This is a genomic window from Terrisporobacter glycolicus ATCC 14880 = DSM 1288 (assembly GCF_036812735.1).
GTDB lineage: Bacteria > Bacillota > Clostridia > Peptostreptococcales > Peptostreptococcaceae > Terrisporobacter > Terrisporobacter glycolicus.
The window spans coordinates 2086738-2110791 of the sequence record NZ_CP117523.1 but is presented as its reverse complement, the minus strand read 5'-3'; the positions used below and the strand labels follow the sequence as shown (position 1 = coordinate 2110791).

Sequence of the window (24054 nt, the reverse complement as noted above, 5' to 3'; positions counted from 1 at the left end):
GAAAAATCATGAATGAAAAACTTAATATTACTAATGATGAGGATTATTTTAAATATGAACTTCTAGAAGATGGAAAATCCTATTCCATAGGGGCTAAAAATGTAAATAATATTCCTAAATATATAACTTTGCCAAATGAATATAATAATTTACCAATTACAACTATACAAAAGGCTGGTTTTAGTAATTGTAAAAACCTTAAAAAAATTGTTATACCAAATAGTATAGTAAATATAGAAAGTGGAGGAGCTTTTAGTGGATGTATAAACTTACTAGTAGTAGACTTTGAAGAAAACAGTTTGTTAAAAAGAATAGGGATAAATTCATTTAAAAATTGTAGTGAACTACAAAGCATAATTCTACCTGAAAACCTTAAAGTAATTGGAGATGGAGCATTTTACAATTGTGCTAAGTTAGAAGAAATATATATAACTGGAAAAGATATTATAGTTTTAGGAAAAGATGTATTTTGTAAAATAAGTGAGAGCATGAATATACATGTGGATAAAAATTCTATATGCGAATATAAAAATAGTAAGGGTTGGAGTATTTATAAAGAGAGTATTTATCCACTACCACAAAATATTCCATCAAATTTAGGTCATTTTATATTTTTACTAAATGATGATAATGAAAGCTACACTATATGTGATATTGTATATGATACGGATAATGAAAGTTATGAAGAAAAAATTATAAAGTTTCTAACACTGCCAAGACATTTAGTAATGCCTAGTTATTATAAGAAAAAGACAATAACTGTAATAGGTAAAACGGCTTTTTGGGGAAATACCTATAACGCTACAGGTACACATCTACTAAGTATTATCTTACCAAAACATTTAAAAATAATAAAATATATGGCTCTATCTTGTAATACAAATGTGAAAGAATTTATAATGCCAGATAGTTTACAAACTATTGAAAGATCTGCTATTGGAGGAAATACAAGATGGTGGGACAGATATGACAGCTATCAGCCATCTTCATTGGAGAAAATAGTATTTAGTGAAAATAGTAAATTAAAAAATATAGGTTTTCATACAATGGCATTCTTTACTAAAATGAAAGAATTCACCATACCTAAAACTACCACAAATATAGATGCCCTTGCCTTTTGGGGTTGTGCATTGAGTCATATTAATATACCAGAAAATGTAGAACATATAGAAAATAATATTTTTGCTTACTCAAGAAAATTAAAAGAGATTACAGTGAATGAAAAGAATAGATATTTCAAGGAAGTAGATGGAGTTTTATATAATAAAGAAGAAAATACTTTAGTATCTTATCCCCTTGCCAAAGAAGATGATCGATTTACTATAGATGAAACAATAGAAAACATATCAACTAGTAGATTGTTTTTTGGAGCTAAAAATTTAAGAATATTATATTCATATATGATAAATCCAACAAATGTTGATGAATATACTTTTGATGTTCAGCTTCGAGGACTTAGAATATATGTACCTAAAGAAAAAGTAGAAACTTATAAATCAACAGATGGATGGAGTGTAGTTAGCGATAGTATTTATGAAAATGATATTATAGAAAATGATCTTGCCATAAAGGATAATATGCTAGTTCAATATTTAGGTAATGATGATGACCTATATTTAAAAGATGATATAAAAGGAATAACTAATTATGCATTATCATCATCAAAAAATTTGAAAAATATATATGTATCAGATGATAATCCTTATTTGAAATCCATAGATGGAGTTTTGTTTAATAAGAACATAACAACTCTAATAGCCTATCCACAGGGAAGATTAAGTGAAGAGTATGAAATACCTGCTTCAGTAAAAAAAGTAGGCTTTGCGGCATTTTTAGACTGTAAGAATTTGCGAAAAATTTATACTCATGAAAATCTTAGAAAACTAGATTCATATGCTTTTTATAGATGCGAAAATTTAAGTAATATAATTAATAAGGATAACGAAGATAATATACAAATTTTAGGGGATAGTTGCTTTATGTATTGTGATTCCATAAAAAAGATATATTTTGAAAAAGTTAATAAAATAGGAAAGAATTGTTTTTTCGATTGTAGAGCTTTAGAAGAAATACACTTAGACTCAGTAAAATTTATAGGTGAGATGGCAATTTATAGAAGCTCAACTATTAAAAAGATTAATTTAGGAAAAGAATTAAAACATATTGATAGATATGGAATATCTCCTCGTGAAAATTCACAGATATTTATAAATGCTATTATACCACCTGTATATGATGAAGGCTTATTTTGTTATTTTGACTACTACGTGCCTAGACAAAGTCTTGAACTGTACAAAAAGGCACCAACATGGTCTAATTGTTCAAATAGAATCTATCCACTTGATAAAAATCTAATTGAGTAGAAAATATGATAAGTTATTTAGAAAATAATTGCAAAAGTTTCACTTATAAGGGTGTATCAAAAAAGATACACCCCTTAAACATTATCTAAGTTTATTATTTTAACTTAATTCTATATTAATTTATTAATAACTATATACATATTTTGTATTTTATAAAAAATCTGCTATTATATAATTACATAAATTTGTAAAAAGAGTACTTTAAATTATGAGGGAGTGTATGACATGAAAAAATTAATATTAGCGTTAATAGTAGTATTAAGTATAAGCACAGGTTGCGCACAAAGTAATGTGAAAACAGAAGAAACATCAAAAGAAGAAAAAACAGTCTATTGCAGTGAATGTGCAGCTGAATCAAAAGAAGAAAGCAAATACTGTAAAGATTGTGGAAAAGAAACAAAATGGCTAAGCCAAAAACCAGAAATCAAAAAAGAAGAAAAAGATACTGAAAGTGACAATAAAAAAACAGAGACAAGCGATACTTCAAATAAAAAGGAAGAAAGTGAATATGACAAAGGCTACAAACAGGGATACAAAGATGGTTATTATAAAGCTCAAATAAACGACAATGAATGGAACGGATCTATAAAAAACGATTATGACAGAGGATATGCTAAAGGTTTTGACAACGGTTGGACACAATGTGTAGCAGATGGAAAAGCCTATGAAAGCAAAGATAAAGAAGAAAATAAACCTCTTCCAAAACCAGATATTTATTATATAGAGAAAGGCATATGTCCATCTTGTGGAAAAAGTAACCTAAATATAAAAAATGACAAAGAAGGATATTGTAAAGATTGTGGATTTGACTGGAATTACAATTAAAGTAAAAAATATATATAAAATAATAAAGAAGAATCAGGGTGTATCAAAAAAGATACACCCTCTATTTTTAATAATTAAAACCAAGTTGTGTTTCGTGAGAGTCCTTTGATTTAAAAGGTATTGTTTCTATTTGATTTTGTAGTGGTTTTAATTCATCTGGCTCACTCCAGTTAAACCAAATAGTTCTAGTCTTATTTGTAGAACCTAAATGAGATAGCTCTGGAACCTTCAAGATTTTTTCTTCACCTGCTTTAACAAGAAAGCTATTATGGAAATGAGATGAATCAGTCTCCTTTATATAGAAGCTATATGTCACATCTAAATCCATATCTGTGTTATTTCTAACTCTAAGCACAGGATAGCTATGTTCATTTGTCAGAGCTTCATCATTTTTTATTTCAATATGATTTGATGTAAAATCTAAAGATTCACCAAATGCATTACCTGGAAAAATAAGTACAAAAAAGAAAAAGCTAAGTAGTAAAAATTTTATTTTTTTCAATTTAATAACCTCCTTTTAAGTATAGTATTTCTTTAAATGATTAAATTTATATACTAAGATACTGTCCATATGATGGAAATTTTTATATGAATTTAACAACAAATAAAAGGGTTTTATAAATAAAAATCGAAGTTAATTAATATGAAGAATAATTGATTGAAAACTATAAACATACATAAAAGCAGGCCATGAAGGTATATAGATAGCCCTACGCTATAATAACTTTTATGGTCTTTTTACTTCTAAGGAAATGCAAACTTAAGAATTATTTAAGGATTATTTAAGGTAAATGTAGTTTAATATACTTAAACACACATACAGCAGATAATTAACTTGCAGTAAAAAAGATAGAAGTAGAGGAGGAGTAAAATGAAACAAGAACTAATCCCAGTATATGAAGAAATGGAAGAACAGATAAAAAAAATATCTAATAATAAAGCAAAGAAATCTGAACCAATATGTATAAGTGGAAAACCCATATATCTACCTCTCAATGGACATAAAATAGAAGTAACTTATTACAAAGCAAAGAAAAAAAACGCACCTATTATATTTGGAGTTTATGGTGGTGAATTTACTACGGACAACTATTATTATGACGATTTATTTTGGCATATGATCCATAGTGAGTTTGAGTGTAATGTAGTTTCTATATCATATAAGAATTTTAGAAAAAGCAAGTTTCCATGTGCTATAAATGATGTTTATGATGTGATTTGCTATTTTATGGAGAATGCATCACAGCTTGATTTTAATACAAATAAGGTAATAATATTTGGAAGTAGCATTGGTGCTAATTTTGCCACATCAGCAGCTCTTCTTGATAGAGCTAACAACACTAATTATATAAAAACACAAATATTAAATTATCCTTATTTAGATTTAACTACAAGCATAAATAAAAATATATGTGGGGATTTTATAACTCCTGATAAATATGTAAATGACGTGGCAGAACTAAAAAATCCTTTTGTATCGCCTATTTATGCTTCGCAGGAAGAATTAAAAGGTATGCCAAAGACAATAATAATTTGTGGAGAAGAAGATAATTTAAGTTATGAAAGTGAAAAATATGCAAAAATGCTACAAAGCAGCGGAACAGAAGTATATTGCCAAAACTACAGTGAAATGGAAGCTGGCTTTGTAGAACTTTATTTCTTGCTAAAATATATGCCACTTAAATCTCAGACTTTATCTAACAAAATGAAGGAAAACTTTATAAGCGGAAAGTTATATAAATCTGTTATGTCGGCGATTCAGTTTATTAAAGAACATGTTGTTTAGTTATGTAAACAAAAAGCTCTCTTTTGGGAGCTTTTTTGTATTTATAGACTAAAAAAGTTAAGATAATTCTAACAAATTTATATTTTTTGAAGGAAAATTCATATAAAAAGCAAATTAATTGTATAAAGCAAAAATATATACATGAGATGAAGAAATTATTTGGAGGTAATATATGAATTACAATGTAAGAAGAAGTAAATCAACTGTTATTAATTTTATTATATATATAGCAATCTTAATAATATTTTTTATGATTTTAGGAATGGATGACGCAACATTAAACATTGATATGAAAAATGAAAATGTAGTTACTTTAGCATCAGTGATATCTCTAGTTATGTATTTTGTAGCTATAGTTTCATCATTACACTATTATAAATTAAATAAAAATAAAGATAAAGATATGATCTTCTATTTAATTTGCTTTATTTTATCATTTCTATTACATTTTGCAAATCAAACAATTTGGGTTAATATTCAAGACGAAAATTTATTGCTTAATTCATTCATTGTTAATAAAATACTCATATTAATGACTGTAACACCCAACACAAAATTTAAAAATGAAATTATTAAAAAAAAGGTTCCCTTTGCCACATGTGTTATATTAATCTGTTTTATATTATCACTTATAGAGTTAAGTTTTTTTAATGTTGAAAATATAATACAAAATAATGATATACAAATACTATTTCTTTTTTCGAACATAATTTATTTGTATGTATCAGTTATATATTTAAAAAGATTTAAAATTTCAAAGGATTATTTATATGTTTTATGGACAGTTTTTTTACTTAGTAGATGTGTAAAAAACGTTTCAACAGTAATGTACTATAGTAGTAATATGGAAAACAACAAATATGCAACTTTGGCTTTAATAATAATGTATCTTGGGTTAATTATATATAGTACAGGATTATTATTTATTAGTAATGGAAATATGAAAGATAAATTAAAAGACAAACAAGATTTAGATGTATTTTATAATATATTAGATAACCAATCTAAGAATATAGAAATGTACTTTTTAAATAAAGATTGGAAGGTAATTTATGCAAATAAAACAGCCAGAAGACAATATGCAATTAAGGAAAACAATATGAAATCATTTGAATACTTGGGCGATGTTTGCAAGAATAGATTCGAAAATTTTGACCAAAAATATAAATTACTTATAAAAGAATCACTAAAGAATAGTAAAAGCTGGAGAGGTGTAATTTCCAAAGGTTGCAATAATGAAATGTTATTAGATATTAAAACACAAGTAAGTAAAGAGTATGGTGAAATATACGTTGCTCAAATTGATTATAACAAGGAAATGATAAAACTAAAGAAAGAGGTAGAAGAAAAAAATAAATTATTTGATGTTATAACTGAAAAAAGTGGTGACTTAATAATTATAATAGATAAAAAACAAAGAATTAAGTATGCAAATAAAAAGGCATGTAATTTATTAGGATATGAAGAAGATGAGATAATAGGTTTAAAATTAAGAAATATCTTAGTAAATAATAATAAGTATAATTTTAAAGATGAAAGAATATTTGAAGAATTACAATTTAAATGTAAGGATAATAAAATTATTGAGGTTGAAACACTGGGAACCCCTATTAATGATGAAGGTTGGATCCTTATTTCTAGAAATATTACTTATAGAAAAGAGATGCAGTTATTAAAAGAGGAAAATGAAAAAATGAAAGTTTATCAACAACTAAAAACTGATTTCTTTGCAAATCTTTCTCATGAGCTAAAAACACCTTTAAATATATTTTATTCAATTATACAAATATTAGATTTAAATTTGGAAAAAAAGGAAGATAATGATTTTAAACTAGCATATAAAAAACATAGTGACGGATTGAAAATAAATTTTTATAGAATGCTTAGAATGATTACTAATTTAATTGACTTAACAAAGTTTGACTCCAATTATAAAGATGCTAAGTTCAATAATTATGATATAGTTAGGCTATGTGAAGATGTTACATTATCTGTAGTAACATATGCTCAACAAAAAAATATTGAAATTATATTTGATACATATGAAGAAGAGCATATAATTAGATGTGACGCAGAACATATGGAAAGAATAATGTTAAACCTTCTATCCAACGCAATTAAATATACTCCAAGTGGTGGAGAGATATTTGTAAATTTAAGTTTTGATGATAATTATGTTAACATAACAGTAAAGGACAACGGAATTGGTATCCCTAAAGAAAAGCTGGATAGTATTTTTGAAAAGTTTGTTAGAGTAGACAAAACTATAAAAAGAGAAAATGAAGGTAGTGGCATAGGTCTTAATATAGTCAAATCATTAGTGGACTTATTAGAAGGGAATATACATATTGAAAGTAGTGAAAATATAGGTAGCGAATTTACAATAGAAATTCCAAATATAAAACTAGAAGAAGGATTAGCAGATTATGATGTAGATAAAGAAAGAATAACTTTAGAATTATCAGATGTTTATTAGATAAAATAAAAAAGTCTAGGCAAAAGCTTAGGCTTTTTTATTTTATTTAAATAATGAAATTAAAGATAGATTTAATAAATATATAGTAATTATTTATTAATATAATCAATTGGACAATATGTATTTGACTTAGATATACTAAATTGGCAGGCAAAAATGAAAAATATATACATTTTTGTAATAAACTGTAAAAAAATGACTTAAAAACAGAGGGGGAATTAGAAAATGAAAAAAAGAATTTTAAAATTATTAGTGTTGAGCATAGCAATGCTAGGACTGTTAGTAGGATGTAGCTCAAAAGAAAAATCTAAAGAAAATAGCAACGAGGGATCAGAAAAGGTTATTAAGGTTGGGTGTGAAGCAACAACTCCTGGATGGATCCAATCAGGGGTTGATTGTAAGTTAACTGGTTATGATTATGATGTATGGAATGAAATAGGAAAAAGAACTGGTTATAAAATAGAATATAAAGTTATGGAATGGGATGGAATGTGGGCAATGCTACAAGATGGAAGATTAGATTCAGTTGGAGAGCAAATATCAATTTCACCTGAGAGAGAAGAAAAATACAACTTCTCAGAACCATATGCATATAATGTTTATTGTTTATTAGCTGCTAAAGATAATGAAAAATTAAAAAGCATGGATGATTTAAAAAGTGGAATGTCAATATCATGTGAAACAAATACAAGTGATGAAACTATAGTTGATGCAATAGATAAAGAATATGGAGTTAAATTAAAAAGAACATATTATGATGGTATGTCTGTACAAGATGTGGCACTTGGAAGATGTGATTTATGGCCACGTGCTGAAACTTCTTGTAACTTAACTGTAAAAGAAGTAGACAATTTAAAAATACTTGGTAAAACAAATATTTTAGAAACAAATGCATATCCTTTCACAAAAACTGAAAGAGGGGAAGAACTTAATAAAGTTGTTTCAAAAGCAATTAAAGAAATGAAAGACGATGGTACATTAAAAGAATTATCGCAAAAATGGTTTTCAATGGATATATCAAAAAAACCAGCAAAATAGTATTAAGTTGAGGAGATATATAATATGGATATTAATTTTTCAATATCAGTAATAGAGGCAATTACAGAAGCGTTGCCAGTTACTTTATCATTAACTGTACTATCTTTTGTTGCGGCTTTAATACTTGCTGTTGTTATAGCAGTAATTGATTATTTTAGAGTTCCCATATTAAGACCTATTTGTAATTTGTATGTATCTTTTTTTAGAGGAACTCCATTAATACCTCAATTATTTTTGTTATATTTTGGGATACCATCATTTGTTCCTTCACTACGTGAAATACCAGCTTTCACCATATGTGTTATAGGTCTTACTCTTAACGCAGCTGCGTATATGAAGGAAGTAATAAGAGGAGCTTTATTAGCAGTTCCACTAGGACAAAAAGAAGCTGCGATTGCTCATGGAATGACGCCAATGCAAGCTATGTTTAGAATCATACTACCTCAGGCAGCAAGAGTGGCATTGCCATCTTTATTTAATAATTTAGTAGATATAGTAAAAGGAACATCAGTAGCTTTTACCATAGGAGTTATAGAAATTACAGCAACTGCAAATTTAAGAGCATCTGTAACATTTAATTATTTTGAGTCTTATATGATTTTAATGTTAATATATTGGATTATTATTCTCGTATTAGAACGTGTAGAGAGTTTTTTGGAGAAAAAATTGTCTATGGGTTATAAATAGAAGAAATAGTAAATGTGTTAGGGAGAAAAATATGATAACAGTTAAAAATATACATAAAAGTTTTGAAGGATTAGAAGTTTTAAAAGGAATTGATTTGAAAGTTTCAAAAGGAGAGGTTGTAGCTATCATTGGATCTTCCGGTACAGGAAAATCTACTTTTTTGAGATGTCTTAATTTTTTAGATAAACCAGATAAAGGTATAATAAACATAGGTGATTTATCAATAGATGCTGAGCACTGTACAAAAAAAGAAATCCATGAGTTGAGAAAACACTCAGCTATGATTTTTCAAAACTATAATCTTTATAATAATAAAACAGTACTACAAAATGTTACTGAATCTTTGATTACTGTAAAAAAAATGAATAAAGAAGAAGCAAAAAAATTAGCAATAGAATATTTGGAAAAAGTAGGAATGGCAGATAGATTAAATCAATATCCAGCAACTTTGTCTGGAGGTCAGCAACAAAGGGTAGCTATAGCAAGGTCAATGGCTACTAAACCAGATTTGTTATTATTAGATGAACCAACATCAGCCTTGGACCCTGAATGGGTTTATGAGGTTCTAGATGTAATTAAAAAACTTGCAAAAGAACACTTTACAATGATAATTGTTACCCATGAGATTCAATTTGCAAAAGAAGTTGCAGATAGAGTTATATTTATGGATAAAGGTGTTATTGTAGAAGAAGGAAATGCTAAAGAAATTTTAAATAGTCCTAAACATGATAGAACAAAAGAATTTTTAAAGCTTAAAGTAGTATAGGAGTGAAAATGAGATTTAACATAATAGAAACTAAAGAGTATTTTCCGTTAGTTCCAATGTACATCGAAGCAGGTTTAGAGATTAATATAGATGATCCTAAACCAGAGGGCATTGTACTGTGTTTAAAGATGATGGACGTTGATAATATGGTGGGGAGTGCAACTCTAACAGAAACTAATGGAGAGTATATAATAAAATGTGTAGCCATAAAGAAAGAATATCAAGGTAAAGGATTAGGTAGTATTTTAGTTAATAAGGTAATAGAAAAAGTCAAAGATAGAAAAGGTAAAAGAGTATTACTAACAGCTAAAGTACCTGAATTTTATAAAAAATTAGGATTTGAAATAATTTCTAGAGATGAAGCTCCCTATGAATCAGATTGTATAAATTGTCATCGATTCCATAATGGATGTGAATCTGAAATAATGAAACTTGATTTAAATTACTAGGAGATAATATGGAAAGGTTAATTTATAAAGAAAGAAAAAATACTAATTGTGAAAAATGGGACGGGCTAAAAGAAAAGTTTGGTCAAGAAGACTTATTACCACTATGGGTAGCAGATATGGATTTTGAAGCAGCTAAATGTATTCAAGATGCTTTAAAAAGCTATGTGAGTCAAGGAACTTACGGATATTATAGTGATCATGATTCATATTTAGAGGCATTCATAAATTGGCAAGAAGATAATCATAATGTTAAGTTAGATAAAAAATGGATTCGTTATGCTCCAAGTGTAGTTACTTCAATTAATTGGATTATACAAATATTAACTAGATTGAATGACAGTATAATAGTTTTAACACCTGTATACTATCCATTTTTCAATGCCATAGAAAATAATAATAGAAAATTAGTGAAAAGTGAGTTGATTTATAACAGGGGAAACTACGAAATAGATTATATTGATTTTGAAAATAAGATAAAGATTAATAATGTAAAATTATTTATACTTTGTTCTCCGCATAATCCTATAGGACGAGTATGGAAAAAAGAAGAATTGAATAAGATCTTAGAAATATGCAAGAAGTATGAAGTAAAAGTAATTTCTGATGAAATACATCAAGATATAATAATAGAAAACAATAAACATTACTCGATTGTTAATTTTGAAGAATATAAGGATATGATAGTTACTCTAACATCAGGAACAAAAACCTTTAACTTAGCATCTCTTCAAAATTCCTTTGTCATTATACCAAACGATGATATAAGACAAAAATTTAATGAATATGTAAAGAAAATAGATATAGTGGAAGGAAATGCATTTGGTTATATTGCATATGAGCAAGCATATACAAGTGGAAAGCCATGGTTAAACCAAGTACTAGAAACAATATGTTCAAACTATAAATTATTAAGGTCTGAATTAAGTGAGAAACTTCCTGAAGCTATAATATCTCCTCTAGAAGGTACATATTTAGCATGGATTAACTTAAATACTTATGTAAAAGATGAAAATTATATTAATCTTATTCAAAAAAAATGCAAGTTGGCAGTAGATTACGGAAATTGGTTTGGTGGAGACAAATATAATAAATTTATAAGAATTAATTTAGCTACAAGTAAAGATAATATAATAAAAGCTATTAAACAACTTGAATACTTAAATAATAAATAAATTTAAAAAAAGAGTTATTTCTAGATGATATTTTGAAATAACTCTTTTTTTATTTGAAATTTAAGTAAAAGTTCTTTATTATAGATATTAGGAAAGTCAAAACTTGACAATCTATGTCATGTTAAAGCTAAAAGTAATATAAAATATTTATATATAATAATAATTGTCGAAAAGGTAAATTGAATTTTTTGTCTAATTATTATTATAAATATATTTAATGCATGAGGAGACAATAAATAATAAATGAGGGAGACAATTTTATTACCATTTATTCTATTTATACAAATTCAAATATTAAATATATTTACATATGCATCATAATTTAACAAATAGGAGCACAAAATTAATATGAAAAAGATAAATAGGCTGCTAATAATATCATTAATAATATTTCTAAGTTCAATTACCAATATATATGGGGATATAAAAGACAATAAGGATGTACACAATATTCTTTTGATAAATTCATACGATATTGATAATAAATGGGAAAATAGTATAAAAGATGGATTTAAAGAGTCAATGAAAAATAATCCTAATATTAATATAAAAACTGAGTACTTAGATATTAGGAATAATAATAATGAAAAATACTTAAGAGATTTTGAAAAATTATTAAATACAAAATATAAAGAAAGTAACTTTGATATGGTAGTTACAGTTGACGACGAAGCATTCAGCCTAGTTAGGAAAGGTTTGCTTAACAAAAATAGTATATTTTACAAAAAAATAGTGGTTACTACAGGTGTTAGTGAAATAATAAACCTTACACCTGATGAGAAAAAATATATAACAGGTTTTATGGATGGTAGATCAAAAATAGAACTAATAAAAATAATTACACGTCTTCAGCCACAAATAAAAACAATAAACGTTTTAATTGATAATACTAATTACTGTAAAGATATAAAAGATAAATTATTAAGAAATAGATATTTATTAGATGATCATATAAATTTAAGTTTTATAGAAGCTAAATATGAAGATGAAATAATTAGTAAAATTAAAGACATGGATGAAAATAATGAAGCATTATTAATATGTGGGGTATTTAAAAACAAAAATACTTATGATTATGCTAATTCGGATAAATTTATTAGAAGAATAAAAGAAATAAAGCACATACCAATATATACAAGTAGAGAAGACTATATGGGTAAAGGCGTTATAGGTGGATATATTGACATAGGAAGTGAATATGGAAAATCACTTGGAAAGATGGTTTTGAAAATATACAAAGAAGAAGGCATATCTTCAGTACCATTAATTAATAGAGTAGGTGCCAATTATATGGTGGATTATGATCAAATATATAAGTATGATATAAGTCCATCAGACCTTCCAGAAGAAACTGTTATAATTAATAAAAAACCTCACGAATTATTAATGACTAAAAATGAGAGAATGCAAATGTTTTTAATTATACTATTTTTACTTGTTATCATGTCATATATAATCACCATGATGTTTAAACATAGAAAAAATAATATTAAAAATAAAAAGTTATACGATATTGCTAAGGAAAGAGAGCAATTAAAAACTGATTTTATAGTGAATATGAGTCATGAACTAAGAACACCTTTAAACATTATAAGTAGTGCATCAACTTTGTTAGAAATGAAGGTAAATAAAGGTGAAGAAGTTAAAAAAGAATATATACTAGATAAAGTTGAGAGGATTAACCAAAATAGTAATAGATTAAGAAGACTCATAAACAATTTAATAGATATTACAAAATTTGATTCTGGTTTTTATGAATGTAGATGTAAAAACGAAAATATAGTTTATGTGGTGGAAGATATAGTATTTGCTTCAGTTGATTATGCCAATGAGAAAGACATAGAAATATTATTTGATACAGATGCAGAAGAAATAATAACTTCTATAGATAAGGAAAAAATAGAAAGAGTTATTTTAAACTTACTATCTAATGCTATAAAATTTACTAATGAAAATGGAAAAATAGAAGTCCATATAAAACATGACGATAAATTCGTTTATATTAGTATAAAAGATAATGGAATAGGAATACCAAAAGAAAAAATAGAGCAAATATTCCATAGATTCTATCAAGTAGATTCTATTTTATCTAGAAAGAATGAAGGTAGTGGAATAGGCCTTTGTATAGTAGATGAAATAATTAAAATGCATAATGGTAAAGTTGAAATTTATAGTGAAGAAAATAAAGGAACAACTTTTGAAATAATCCTAAATCTTTCTAATGATGACCGTATAGATGGGGATATGGCTAATAAAACTGATAGAAATATTAATGACGTAGTAAAAATTGAAATGGCAAATATATAATGATAAAGCTACTAAATTTGTGTATGATATACTTATTTAGTAGCTTTATTTAATGTAAAAGAGATATAAGGGGAAAACTTATGAAGAGAGAAGAAATACTGGAAAAACTTATGTTACAAATAAATAAAGGAAACCATATTGTTGGTGTGACAACAGGATCTGGCGTGACTGCAAAGTACTCAGAAAAAGCTGGTGCAGACTTTCTTTTAACCCTTAGTTCAGCCAAATTTCGGCAAATGGGAAGAGGAGTATTAGCAAGTTTTCTACCTTATTGTAATAGTAATGATTTGGTTATGGAATTTGGATCAAAAGAAATAATACCCTTAGTCAAAGATATACCTGTTATATTTGGAGTAAATGCTACTGACCCTACTAAAAATATGGATGTATATTTAAATAAAATAATTGAAAATGGTTTTTCTGGTGTAAATAATTATCCTTCAGTTGGACTTATTGATGGTAAATTTAGAGAAGCTCTTGAAGAATCAGGATGCAGTTACTCATTAGAAGTTGACTTAATTAAAAAAGCTCATGATAAAGGTTTGTTTACTATAGCATTTGTGTTTGACGAAACACAAGCTAAGCAAATGATAAAGGTTGGAGCTGATGCTATATGCGTACATTTAGGATTCACAGAAGACGGTTTATTAGGAGACAGAAAGAAGTATTCCCTAGAATATGTAAAACTTGAAATGGAAAAAATATTTAATAAATGTAATGAGATAAATCCTTATGTAATTAAGTTGATTTATGGTGGACCTATTAAAACTCCACTGGATATTCAATATATGTATAGCAATGAAAACTTAATGGGATATATTGGAGGTTCCCCTTTTGATAAAATACCATTAGAAAAAGTTATAACAAAAACCATAAGAAGTTTCAAAGTGTCGTCAAATGTTGATGAAGACGATTTAATAACTAAAAAATTAGATAAAATTAAAAATCACTGTGATTATGTTGAGTTTCTAAAAGAATATGTTGATAAAAATTATATGAATGACATATCATTTTCAGATTTAGCCAAATCAGTTCATGTGTCTAGGAGTTATTTAAGTAGTTTGTTTAAAAAAGAAGTAGGTTGTAGTTTCACAGAATATTTAGTAAAATTTAGAATTAATAAAGCCGTTGATATACTAAATAAAAAAGACATACCTTTATCAACAGTAGCCACATTAGTCGGTTATAATGATTATTCTCAGTTTAGTAAGATGTTTAAAAAGTATAAAGGATACTCCCCAATAAAACATAAACACAAAAAGTTAGAACATAAAGACATTTACTTAGAAAATGAAAAATAATAGTATAGTTATAAGGTTAATTTTTGTAGTAAAAATAACAAAATTTATACTAATTTGACAAAATGAATCAGAAGGGGAGAATTATCGATGAAAACCGTTGCAATTGCAGGTCCCTTTGATACTAAGGGTACGGAATATCTATATGCCAAAGAGCTAATTGAAAGTTTAGAACTAAATACTTATACAATACATACAGGCGTATCTAAATCAACTTTCAAACCAGATATTTCCAACGAAGAAGTAGTACAAGCAGCAGGATGAAACATAAAAGTTCTTGCTCAAGAAAAAGACCTAGAATTGACAACAGAAGTTTTATCAAAGGGAATGGAAAACTTAATACCTAAACTTTATGAGCAAGGGAAATTTAATGGAATTATTTTTTTTGCAGGACCTAGAGAGACTTCATTAATAACACCTGCAATGAAGGCATTACCTATTGATGTACCAAAGCTTATGATATCAACAGTTTCATCTGAAAATACACCACAGTACGTGGGAAAAAGTGACATTGTTATGATGCCAAATATTGTGGATGTAGATAAATCCGATTTTACTTCTACAAAAATTGCAGTTTTTACAATTGCAGAAATGGTTAAATTTGAGAATAATTAATAATTTATATATAAAAATTTGAAAACTAACTGGAGGAAAATTCAATGAATAAGATGACAAGAAAAGAAATTATTAACAAATTTAATGAAGATGTAATCAAGGGAAAATACTAGTGGGAGTTGGGGCTGGAACAGGTACTACAGCTAAAAGTATTGAAGCCGGGGGCGCTGACATGCTTATCATCTATAACTCAAGTAGGTATAGAATGGCAGGGCGTGGACAACTGGCAGGATTAATATCCTATGGAGATGCAAACCAAATCGTTTTAGAGATGGGAGCAGAAATACTACCAGTTGTACAAAACACGCCTGTTCTAGCTGGTGTATGTGGCACAGATCCATTTAGAATAATGGACATATTTTTAAAACAATTAAAAGAGCAGGGATTTTGCGGGGTTCATAACTTCCCAACAGTAGGATTAATAGATGGTGTTTTTAGACAAAGCTTAGAAGAAACAGGGATGGGCTATGACTTAGAAGTTGAAATGATAAATAAAGCCCATAACCTAGACATGCTGACAACTCCCTTTGTATTTGATCCACAGCAAGCAAGTGAAATGGCAGACGCAGGAGCAGACATATTGATTGCACATATGGGATTAACTACAAAAGGAACAATAGGGGTAAAAACAACTCTTACTTTAGAAGAGTGTGTAGAAAAAATAAAAGCTATAATTAAAGCGGGGAAAGAAGTTAATCCAGATATAATGGTTTTTTGCTGTGGAGGACCTATATTAGAGCCAGAAGATGTTACTTATATAATAAAAGAAGTTGAGGACATGGATGGTATCTTAATAACTTCCTATATAGATAAAATCCAAACAGTAAAAGCCATTAAGGATGAAGTATCATCATTTAAAATTATAAGAAAAAAATAAAACTTTAGGATCTTACTCATTTGTACTGAAATATAAAATTATATTTCAGTATTTTTTTATTTTGTAATAATTATAAATAACAGAAAAAGGTACTTTATATGCTATAATATTTTTCAAAAGACAATAAAGTACAATATGTGAGGGTAAATTTATGGATATATTTAAAATATTAGATTTGAACATAACAAAAGAAAAAGATATTATAAAAAGGGCTTATTTATCAAAATTACAAAACACAAATCCAGAAGATAAACCAGAAGAATTTATGCAGTTAAGACAAGCTTATGAGGAAGCTTTAGAGTATGCAGACTTAAAAGATGAAACTAGTAATTCAAATGAAAACGATAACTTAAATAAAAATGAAATAGATTTATGGATGGAAAAGGTTCAATTAGTGTACAACAATTTTAAAACAAGAAATGATCTTAATAAATGGGGACAGCTTTTAAAAGATGATGTATGCCAAGGGTTAGATACTAAATTAGAATCTAGAGATGCTTTTTTAGAATTTCTTATGGATAATTATTACATATCAGGCAAACTTATGAGGTTTTTAAATGAAGAGTTTGATTTTACTGGGAATTTAGATGAATTATATGAAAACTACCCAAGACCTTTTATAGATAATATAATTTTATATAGAATAACTAATGATGAATATCCTTTATATTCTTTATTTGATATAAATGAAGAATTAAATTACGATGAATTTTTAAATATGTTTTATGAATTAAATGATTTTTATATGGAAAATGAATACGACAAAGCCATAGAATCAATTAAGAAAATAGATAATTTAAATATTTATCATCCAGAACTTGATAAGAAAAAAGCTCAAATTTACTATTCTATGGAAGAATATGAAAAAGCTTTGGATTTTATTGAAAACATAGATTCAAAATACGATGAAGTAGTAGAAACCAAGCTAATTAAAGCAATGATTTTTACAAAACAAGAAAAGCTTGATGAAGCAAAAGAATGTTTTTATGAAGTCTTAAACAAGGATCCTAGAAACTCTATAGCAATAGAATGGTTAACTTCTATATATCAAAGTGAAGATAGGCTATTAGATTCAAAAGCCTTAATATATGGCTTATTTTATAAAGGATATTCAGATTATTATATAGATGATATTTTAGACAATATAAACGAGAAAATAATAAGTACTTATGAAGAAAATCCAAATAAAAATTATAATAAAAGTGAAATAATTGAAATAGCATGGGCTTATAATGAAAATAATGATTTTGATAATGCATTAAAATTATTAAATTCCATAGAGGTAGATAAATCTACAGAATGTGGGTATTATGCATTGATGACAAAAGTTCACAGTAACTTGAATAAGGGTCTTAAAAGTTTTAACTACTTAGAAAAATGGGAGAAATCCATAGAAAATAATAAAGAAATAGAAATTACAGATTTAAATAGAAGATATAAATGTTTAAGTGGAGTTTATAAATCAAAATCACTTATTTATATAAATAAAAAAGAAATGGATGAAGCATTGAAATATATTAATAAGTCTTTAGAAATTCTTCCTACTGATATAAATAATCTAGAGTGGAAAATAAAAATACTTTATATGCAAAGAAAGCTTAAAGAAGTTGTAGATTTTAGTGATGAAATAATAAAATTAAATCCTGAAAATCAAGTAATACAAAGGATAAAAGCAAGAGCATTATATGATATGGGTGATTTTACTAGATCTTTTGAAGTATGTGAAGAAATGTTGGAGATATATAAATATCAAATATTCCCTTATGTTCAAAAAGCTAGAATATTAATTGAAGTGGAAGAAATAGATGATGCAATGGAAATATTAGATTTTCTAGAAAAAGAAGAAGTAGAATCTGAAAGTATTAATTTTATAAAAGGGCTTATGGCATATTGTAAAGATGACATAGAAAGTGCCAAAGAAATTTTTGAAAATATAATAGAAAAAATTGAGTCAAATAAAGATATAGGTCTGGAGTTTGAAGAAGAAGTTTATTTATATTATATAAAATGTACTTACAAAGAAAAAACACCAGAAGACATAATAAGGCTGGCAAATAAGGGACTAGAGTATAACAGGAAAAATATGGAGTTGATGTATTATAAAGGCTGGTATTTAATAGAAGTTGATAAACTAGATGAAGCACAAAAGATATATGAAGAGTTAGATACCATAGATGAAGGAAATTCATACTCAAAGACTAAATTAGGTGATATTCATAGGTTAAAAGGAGATTTGGACAAGGCTTTAGAGTATTATACTAAACAAATAGAACTAGAATATGACGATGAAGACTATTTTGATAGAATAACTTTAAATATGGATTTATATAATTTTGACAGTGTATATGAAGATTTAACTTACTTAGAAAGAGTAATGCCAGAAAGTCCAAGGGTCTATGACGATTTGGGAATATATTATAATATGCTAGATAAACCTGAAGAAGCACTAAAATATTACCTAAAAGCAAAAGCTATTGAAGACAGAAATGAAATCAAGGAGCTTAAATATCTAAGTTATAGAATAGCAACAGTATATCGAAAGTTGAAAATGTACAAAGAGGCCATTAAATGTTATGAAGAAGATTATGAGCAAAGTGAAGACGAAGACAATTTATTTGAAATTTACAATGTATGTATGGAAATTGGAGATTTCAAAAAGGGTGAAGAGTATTTAAAGAAATATTTAAAAATAAAAAATATACCAAAATTCAGCACTGAGTATAGATATAGAATGGCAATGATGCTTTGGCAATCTAATAGACTGTCAGAAGCAAAGAAGTATTTTTCACTAATAATTTCATTAGGTGATAGTCAAATAAACAGGGATAAGGGTAGGCTTTATTATTATATGAATAATTTAGATAAAGCAATAATGTCCATGGAAAAAGGTATAGGTATAAATGAAGTAGAGGTTGAAGAAGATGGAGAAGAACCTGATATAAATGCATATATTCATGCAGCAAGAGTATATAAAGACTTAGGTTGTGAGGAAAAAGCATTTGAATATGCCAAAACAGTATTAAAATTAATAGAAGAAGATTTAGATGATAAAAAGGATGAACTTCCTATGAATTATAAATATGCAGGAGATGCTTATGCAATTTTAGGAGATTTTGAAAAAGCTGAAAAATATCTAAAAAAAGCATTAAATTCACCTATATGCATGTATTGCAGTAAGAGTAAATGTACTGATGCAATTGCAGGATTGATATACTTGGAGCATTTAAATGAAAATACAGATAAAGCTAAAGAGTACTTAGAAGAAGGAAGAAAAATAGATCCATCTGATGAGGATATAATCGGTTTTGGTGAAATATTAGGCTGTTAAGAGGTGAGAAAATGATAATAGGAATAGATTTGGGAACAACAAATAGTTTAGCTTGTTACTTCAATGAAGGAGAAACAAAAATAATACCAAATAGACTTGGAGACAATTTAACTCCTTCTGTAGTAAGTTTAGATGAAGATAATAATATATATGTAGGAAAGATAGCAAAAGAGAGAAAAATACTATATCCTCACTTAAGTGTAGGTGTGTTTAAAAGAAACATGGGTACAAATAAGGAATTTATATTAGGAGATAAAAAATTTAAAGCAGAAGAACTATCTTCCTTTGTTCTAAAATACATAAAAGAAGACGTAGAATTTTACTTAGGAAAAAGTGTAGAAGAAGCAATAATAAGTGTTCCAGCTTATTTTAACGATGAACAAAGAAAAGCAACTAAAAAAGCAGGTGAACTAGCAGGTTTAAAAGTTGAGCGAATCATAAGTGAACCTACTGCAGCGGCAATTGCTTATGGTATAGATAAAAGAGATAATAATACTAGATTTTTAGTATTTGATTTAGGGGGAGGCACATTTGATATATCTATACTTGAGATGTATGGAAGTATAATGGAGGTAAGAGCAGTAGCAGGAGATAATTTTATAGGTGGAGAAGATTTCACAGATATACTTTATAGAATGTTTTTAGACCAAGTTAGATTAAAAGAAGAAGATTTAAGCAAAAAAAGCAAATCTCATATAAAAAAGCAATGTGAAAAAGGTAAGATAGAATTTAGCTCTAGAAAAGTTGTTCAAATAAGATGCAACGTAGAAGGTGAAATTTATGAAACAAGTATAAATATAGACGACTATGAAAAATCTTGTGAACTTATTTTATCTAAGCTAAAAAAACCTATAGAAAAAAGCTTAAAAGATGCAAAAATAAAATTAAATCAAATAGATGAAATCATATTAATAGGAGGTGCAACAAAACTTCCTATTATAAGAAAATTTGTAGGTAAAATATTTGGCAGATTACCTAATACAAGTATAAATCCAGATGAAGCTGTAGCAATGGGAGCATCTTTGCAAGGAGCTATGAAAGAAAGAAATAAATCAATAAAAGAAGTAATACTTACAGATGTATGTCCTTTCTCTCTTGGAACGGAAGTCGTAATTGACTCATCAAATCATAGATACAATGAAACATATTTCTGTCCAATAATTGAAAGAAATACAACTATTCCTGTAAGTAGAACAGAAACTTTTTATACTGCACACGACAACCAAAGTAAAGTTGTGGTGGAAATAATTCAAGGAGAAAGTAGATTAGTAAAAAATAATCTAAAGCTGGGACAAATAACTGTAAATGTGCCTAGAAGAAAAGCTGGTGGAGAATCTATAGATGTGACATATACTTATGATATAAACTCTCTTCTAGAAGTAATAGTAAAAGTAAACTCCAGCGGAGAAAAGAAAAGAGTTATAATACAAAAACAAGAGGAAAAAATCAGCGAGGAAGAAGCTAATGCAAGATTTGAAGAATTAAGCTATTTAAAAATTCATCCTAGGGAAAATGAAAAAAATAAAGAAGTACTTTCTAGGGGAGAAAGAATGTACGAAGAAAGTACAGGTGAATATAGGGAAATAATTAACTCAGCATTAATAGAATTTGGAAGTATTCTTGATAAGCAAGATAAAATTGACATTGAAAATGCAAGAGAAAAATTAAATGAAATACTAAATGATATAGAATTTGAACAACTATACTAATTGCAATTAATAAATTAATCTATTTCATGTAAATTATATTATTCACTAGATGAAAGGGGGAATATTATGAGTCATATTAAAATTATAAAAAAAGAGGAACTTTCAACAAGTAAGTGGTCAGGGGGAACGACTACTCAGCTTTATATTTATCCAGAAAATGAACTTTATGAAAATAGAAATTTTAAATTTAGAATAAGCTCAGCAAAAGTTGATTTAGAAGAGTCTACTTTTACTAAACTATCAAATATAAAAAGAAAAATTATGATATTAGATGGAAAACTTAAATTAGTCCATGAAAACCATCATGAAATTACTCTTGAAAAGTTTGACCAAGACACTTTTTATGGTGATTGGAATACTAAAAGCTATGGAAAAGTAACTGATTTTAATTTAATGTTAAATAAAAATACTGATGGTATAATAGAACATATAAATTTGGAAAATGAAATAACTATTGATTATGACAACAATTATAAATACGACAACTTGACAGAAGTTTTTTATATTGTAAAAGGGAAAATAAATATAAGTATAAATGATGAAAGTGAATTTTTAAAAGATGGTGATGCAGCTATAATAAAAAATAGGGATAAATTAAATATTAAGCTTGAAAATAATGACACATTTAATTCACATATAATAAGAACAAAAGTAAACTATTAAAACTTACTATATATAATAGAAGCAAAAAATATTAGATTATGGAGGGAAATTTATGTTAGAAATATTAAAAAATAGAAGAAGCATAAGAAAGTTTACAAATGAAAAAATATCAAAAGAAGATTTAAATAAAATATTAAAGGTTGGGTTATTTGCACCATCATCTATGGGGAAAAATCCAGTGGAGATGATAGTTGTAGAAGATAAACAAACAATTTTACAATTAGAAACTTGCAAAAAACATGGGACTTTACCATTAAAAACTGCACCACTTGTAATTGCTGTTATAGCTGATAGTGAGCTAAGCGATGTTTGGGTTGAAGATGCTTCTATAGTTTCTATTTTGATTCAATTAGAGGTTGAAAAATTAGGACTAGGGTCTACTTGGATTCAAATGAGAAAAAGAGAATCCTTAGAAAAAGATTCTGAGGAAGCTGTAAGAAAAGTTCTTAATATTCCAGAAAAATACGGGGTTTTATCCATTGTAGCCATTGGACATAAGGACGAAGAAAAGAAACCTTATGATGATAGTCATTTAAATTTTGATAAAGTTCATTATGAAAAATTTTAATTAAAAATATAAACTAAATATCAAAAGGAAAAGACTAATGAATTTAAAAGACAAAATAAATAAAATGCCTGAATGCCCTGGTATTTACATAATGAAAGATTCTTATAACAATATAATTTATGTGGGAAAATCCATAAATTTAAAAAGTCGTGTAAAAAGTTATTTTAGGGATAACCTTAATAGATCTAGAAAAATTGAGAGAATGGTAAAATCCATAAAGGATATAGACTACATTACTACAGATACAGAGCTAGATGCTCTTTTGTTAGAATGTGACTATATCCATAATATAAGGCCCATGTACAACACTTTAATGAATAATTATGAAAAATATAAATACATAAAGTTAAATACTAATAGCCTTAATTTAATTGATATTGTGGATGAGAAAGATGATGATAGCACTTACTTAGGACCATTTTCCATGAATAAAAGACTTTTTACACTAAGAGATTTTTTACTGAATTACTTTAAACTTCCAACTTGCAATACAAAAACAAAATGCATTAGATATAATATTGAAAAATGCATAGGACCTTGTAGAGTAAACACTAAGGAAATATATGAAGAGGTTTACAAAATTTTAGTGAACACCTTTGAAGGCAAAGATGATTTTATAAAAGAGTTGAAAAATGAAATGAGAACTCAATCATCTTTACTAAACTTTGAAAAGGCCATGGAAATAAAAAGTAACATGGACTTACTCAAAAGTATAAGTGAAAAAGAAAACACCTTTAATTTGTTTAAAAATAACAGTAAATTTGTACTTTGGATGAAAATGAATGGAAATAATTACAAACTGTATTTTATTAACAATGCAAAAGTGGAGTATTCACAGATTATTAATATAGAAGTCTTTGAGAAAGAAATGAAAAGTGAAATTAAAAATAAAATTGAAGAGTTTAAATTAAGAAAAAACAATAAGGTAGTATATGACAAATCTTATATTGATTACATTAATATTATTTATTCTTACATTTATAAAAATGAAAAAATTGATTACATACAACTATAAATAAAATAATTATTATTGACATATAATGTAAAAATAACTACTATTATGTTAAACATAAAATTTAATAATGTTTGTCATAATAAATTCTATTGAAATAGAATAAAACCCAAAC

At 26.9% G+C, this 24054-nt stretch carries 18 protein-coding genes and 1 pseudogene; 18 read left to right on the top strand and 1 reads right to left on the bottom strand.

Going from position 1 to position 24054, the window contains the following annotated elements:
- Positions 1-8 precede the first annotated feature (8 nt).
- Together TEGL_RS10430 and TEGL_RS10425 are read left to right on the top strand one after the other, a co-directional pair.
- Complete coding sequence (locus TEGL_RS10430) at positions 9-2363, top strand: leucine-rich repeat domain-containing protein (protein WP_018590808.1); 2355 nt, start codon at positions 9-11, stop codon at positions 2361-2363.
- 225 nt (positions 2364-2588) lie between these two features.
- Positions 2589-3188 carry a hypothetical protein gene (locus TEGL_RS10425; RefSeq protein ID WP_018590809.1) on the top strand — a complete coding sequence of 200 codons (600 nt, stop codon included), beginning with the start codon at positions 2589-2591 and terminating at the stop codon, positions 3186-3188.
- Between the two features lie 67 nt (positions 3189-3255).
- Here TEGL_RS10425 and TEGL_RS10420 read toward each other — a convergent pair whose 3' ends face one another.
- Positions 3256-3690 carry a hypothetical protein gene (locus TEGL_RS10420; protein WP_018590810.1) on the bottom strand — a complete coding sequence of 145 codons (435 nt, stop codon included), beginning with the start codon at positions 3688-3690 and terminating at the stop codon, positions 3256-3258.
- A gap of 369 nt (positions 3691-4059) precedes the next feature.
- Here TEGL_RS10420 and TEGL_RS10415 point away from each other — a divergent pair, with 369 nt between their 5' ends.
- From TEGL_RS10415 to TEGL_RS10340, 16 genes and pseudogenes are all read left to right on the top strand, one after another.
- Entirely contained in the window at positions 4060-4974 is a 915-nt protein-coding gene (locus tag TEGL_RS10415) for an alpha/beta hydrolase fold domain-containing protein (protein ID WP_018590811.1), read from the top strand.
- 172 nt (positions 4975-5146) lie between these two features.
- Positions 5147-7450, top strand: coding sequence for a sensor histidine kinase (locus TEGL_RS10410; protein ID WP_018590812.1), 2304 nt, complete (start codon positions 5147-5149; stop codon positions 7448-7450).
- Between the two features lie 225 nt (positions 7451-7675).
- Positions 7676-8488 (top strand): transporter substrate-binding domain-containing protein, encoded by an 813-nt coding sequence (locus TEGL_RS10405; RefSeq protein ID WP_018590813.1) that lies wholly within the window; start codon positions 7676-7678, stop codon positions 8486-8488.
- Positions 8489-8512: 24 nt separating this feature from the next.
- Positions 8513-9175: an amino acid ABC transporter permease gene (locus TEGL_RS10400; RefSeq protein ID WP_018590814.1), complete on the top strand. Its 663-nt coding sequence runs from the start codon at positions 8513-8515 to the stop codon at positions 9173-9175.
- A gap of 31 nt (positions 9176-9206) precedes the next feature.
- Positions 9207-9941 carry an amino acid ABC transporter ATP-binding protein gene (locus tag TEGL_RS10395; protein WP_018590815.1) on the top strand — a complete coding sequence of 245 codons (735 nt, stop codon included), beginning with the start codon at positions 9207-9209 and terminating at the stop codon, positions 9939-9941.
- A gap of 8 nt (positions 9942-9949) precedes the next feature.
- Positions 9950-10390, top strand: a complete 441-nt coding sequence (locus TEGL_RS10390) for a GNAT family N-acetyltransferase (RefSeq protein WP_018590816.1) — start codon at positions 9950-9952, stop codon at positions 10388-10390.
- Positions 10391-10398: 8 nt separating this feature from the next.
- Positions 10399-11562 carry a MalY/PatB family protein gene (locus TEGL_RS10385; protein WP_018590817.1) on the top strand — a complete coding sequence of 388 codons (1164 nt, stop codon included), beginning with the start codon at positions 10399-10401 and terminating at the stop codon, positions 11560-11562.
- A gap of 348 nt (positions 11563-11910) precedes the next feature.
- Positions 11911-13869: a sensor histidine kinase gene (locus TEGL_RS10380; protein ID WP_018590818.1), complete on the top strand. Its 1959-nt coding sequence runs from the start codon at positions 11911-11913 to the stop codon at positions 13867-13869.
- An 80-nt stretch (positions 13870-13949) separates the two neighbouring features.
- On the top strand, positions 13950-15170 hold the full coding sequence (locus tag TEGL_RS10375; protein WP_018590819.1) for a phosphoenolpyruvate hydrolase family protein: 1221 nt from the start codon (positions 13950-13952) through the stop codon (positions 15168-15170).
- A gap of 87 nt (positions 15171-15257) precedes the next feature.
- Positions 15258-15782, top strand: a pseudogene (locus TEGL_RS10370) (Tm-1-like ATP-binding domain-containing protein).
- Between the two features lie 112 nt (positions 15783-15894).
- The gene (locus TEGL_RS10365; RefSeq protein ID WP_018590822.1) at positions 15895-16659 is read left to right on the top strand and encodes a phosphoenolpyruvate hydrolase family protein; all 765 of its coding nucleotides are present in this window, start codon (positions 15895-15897) and stop codon (positions 16657-16659) included.
- A gap of 151 nt (positions 16660-16810) precedes the next feature.
- On the top strand, positions 16811-19987 hold the full coding sequence (locus TEGL_RS10360) for a tetratricopeptide repeat protein (protein WP_018590823.1): 3177 nt from the start codon (positions 16811-16813) through the stop codon (positions 19985-19987).
- An 11-nt stretch (positions 19988-19998) separates the two neighbouring features.
- Positions 19999-21696 (top strand): molecular chaperone HscC, encoded by a 1698-nt coding sequence (locus TEGL_RS10355; protein WP_018590824.1) that lies wholly within the window; start codon positions 19999-20001, stop codon positions 21694-21696.
- Between the two features lie 66 nt (positions 21697-21762).
- Entirely contained in the window at positions 21763-22359 is a 597-nt protein-coding gene (locus TEGL_RS10350) for a HutD family protein (RefSeq protein WP_018590825.1), read from the top strand.
- Positions 22360-22411: 52 nt separating this feature from the next.
- On the top strand, positions 22412-22927 hold the full coding sequence (locus TEGL_RS10345) for a nitroreductase family protein (protein WP_018590826.1): 516 nt from the start codon (positions 22412-22414) through the stop codon (positions 22925-22927).
- Between the two features lie 37 nt (positions 22928-22964).
- On the top strand, positions 22965-23942 hold the full coding sequence (locus TEGL_RS10340) for a GIY-YIG nuclease family protein (protein WP_018590827.1): 978 nt from the start codon (positions 22965-22967) through the stop codon (positions 23940-23942).
- Positions 23943-24054 lie beyond the last annotated feature (112 nt).

Bases quoted from the DNA above. Each gene is read 5' to 3' on its own strand.
- TEGL_RS10405 (WP_018590813.1), top strand. From the start codon at position 7,676: ATGAAAAAAAGAATTTTAAAATTATTAGTGTTGAGCATAGCAATGCTA.
- TEGL_RS10345 (WP_018590826.1), top strand. From the start codon at position 22,412: ATGTTAGAAATATTAAAAAATAGAAGAAGCATAAGAAAGTTTACAAAT.
- TEGL_RS10430 (WP_018590808.1), top strand. From the start codon at position 9: ATGAATGAAAAACTTAATATTACTAATGATGAGGATTATTTTAAATAT.
- TEGL_RS10390 (WP_018590816.1), top strand. From the start codon at position 9,950: ATGAGATTTAACATAATAGAAACTAAAGAGTATTTTCCGTTAGTTCCA.
- TEGL_RS10355 (WP_018590824.1), top strand. From the start codon at position 19,999: ATGATAATAGGAATAGATTTGGGAACAACAAATAGTTTAGCTTGTTAC.
- TEGL_RS10350 (WP_018590825.1), top strand. From the start codon at position 21,763: ATGAGTCATATTAAAATTATAAAAAAAGAGGAACTTTCAACAAGTAAG.
- TEGL_RS10380 (WP_018590818.1), top strand. From the start codon at position 11,911: ATGAAAAAGATAAATAGGCTGCTAATAATATCATTAATAATATTTCTA.
- TEGL_RS10415 (WP_018590811.1), top strand. From the start codon at position 4,060: ATGAAACAAGAACTAATCCCAGTATATGAAGAAATGGAAGAACAGATA.
- TEGL_RS10395 (WP_018590815.1), top strand. From the start codon at position 9,207: ATGATAACAGTTAAAAATATACATAAAAGTTTTGAAGGATTAGAAGTT.
- TEGL_RS10375 (WP_018590819.1), top strand. From the start codon at position 13,950: ATGAAGAGAGAAGAAATACTGGAAAAACTTATGTTACAAATAAATAAA.
- TEGL_RS10385 (WP_018590817.1), top strand. From the start codon at position 10,399: ATGGAAAGGTTAATTTATAAAGAAAGAAAAAATACTAATTGTGAAAAA.
- TEGL_RS10425 (WP_018590809.1), top strand. From the start codon at position 2,589: ATGAAAAAATTAATATTAGCGTTAATAGTAGTATTAAGTATAAGCACA.
- TEGL_RS10400 (WP_018590814.1), top strand. From the start codon at position 8,513: ATGGATATTAATTTTTCAATATCAGTAATAGAGGCAATTACAGAAGCG.
- TEGL_RS10360 (WP_018590823.1), top strand. From the start codon at position 16,811: ATGGATATATTTAAAATATTAGATTTGAACATAACAAAAGAAAAAGAT.
- TEGL_RS10410 (WP_018590812.1), top strand. From the start codon at position 5,147: ATGAATTACAATGTAAGAAGAAGTAAATCAACTGTTATTAATTTTATT.
- TEGL_RS10340 (WP_018590827.1), top strand. From the start codon at position 22,965: ATGAATTTAAAAGACAAAATAAATAAAATGCCTGAATGCCCTGGTATT.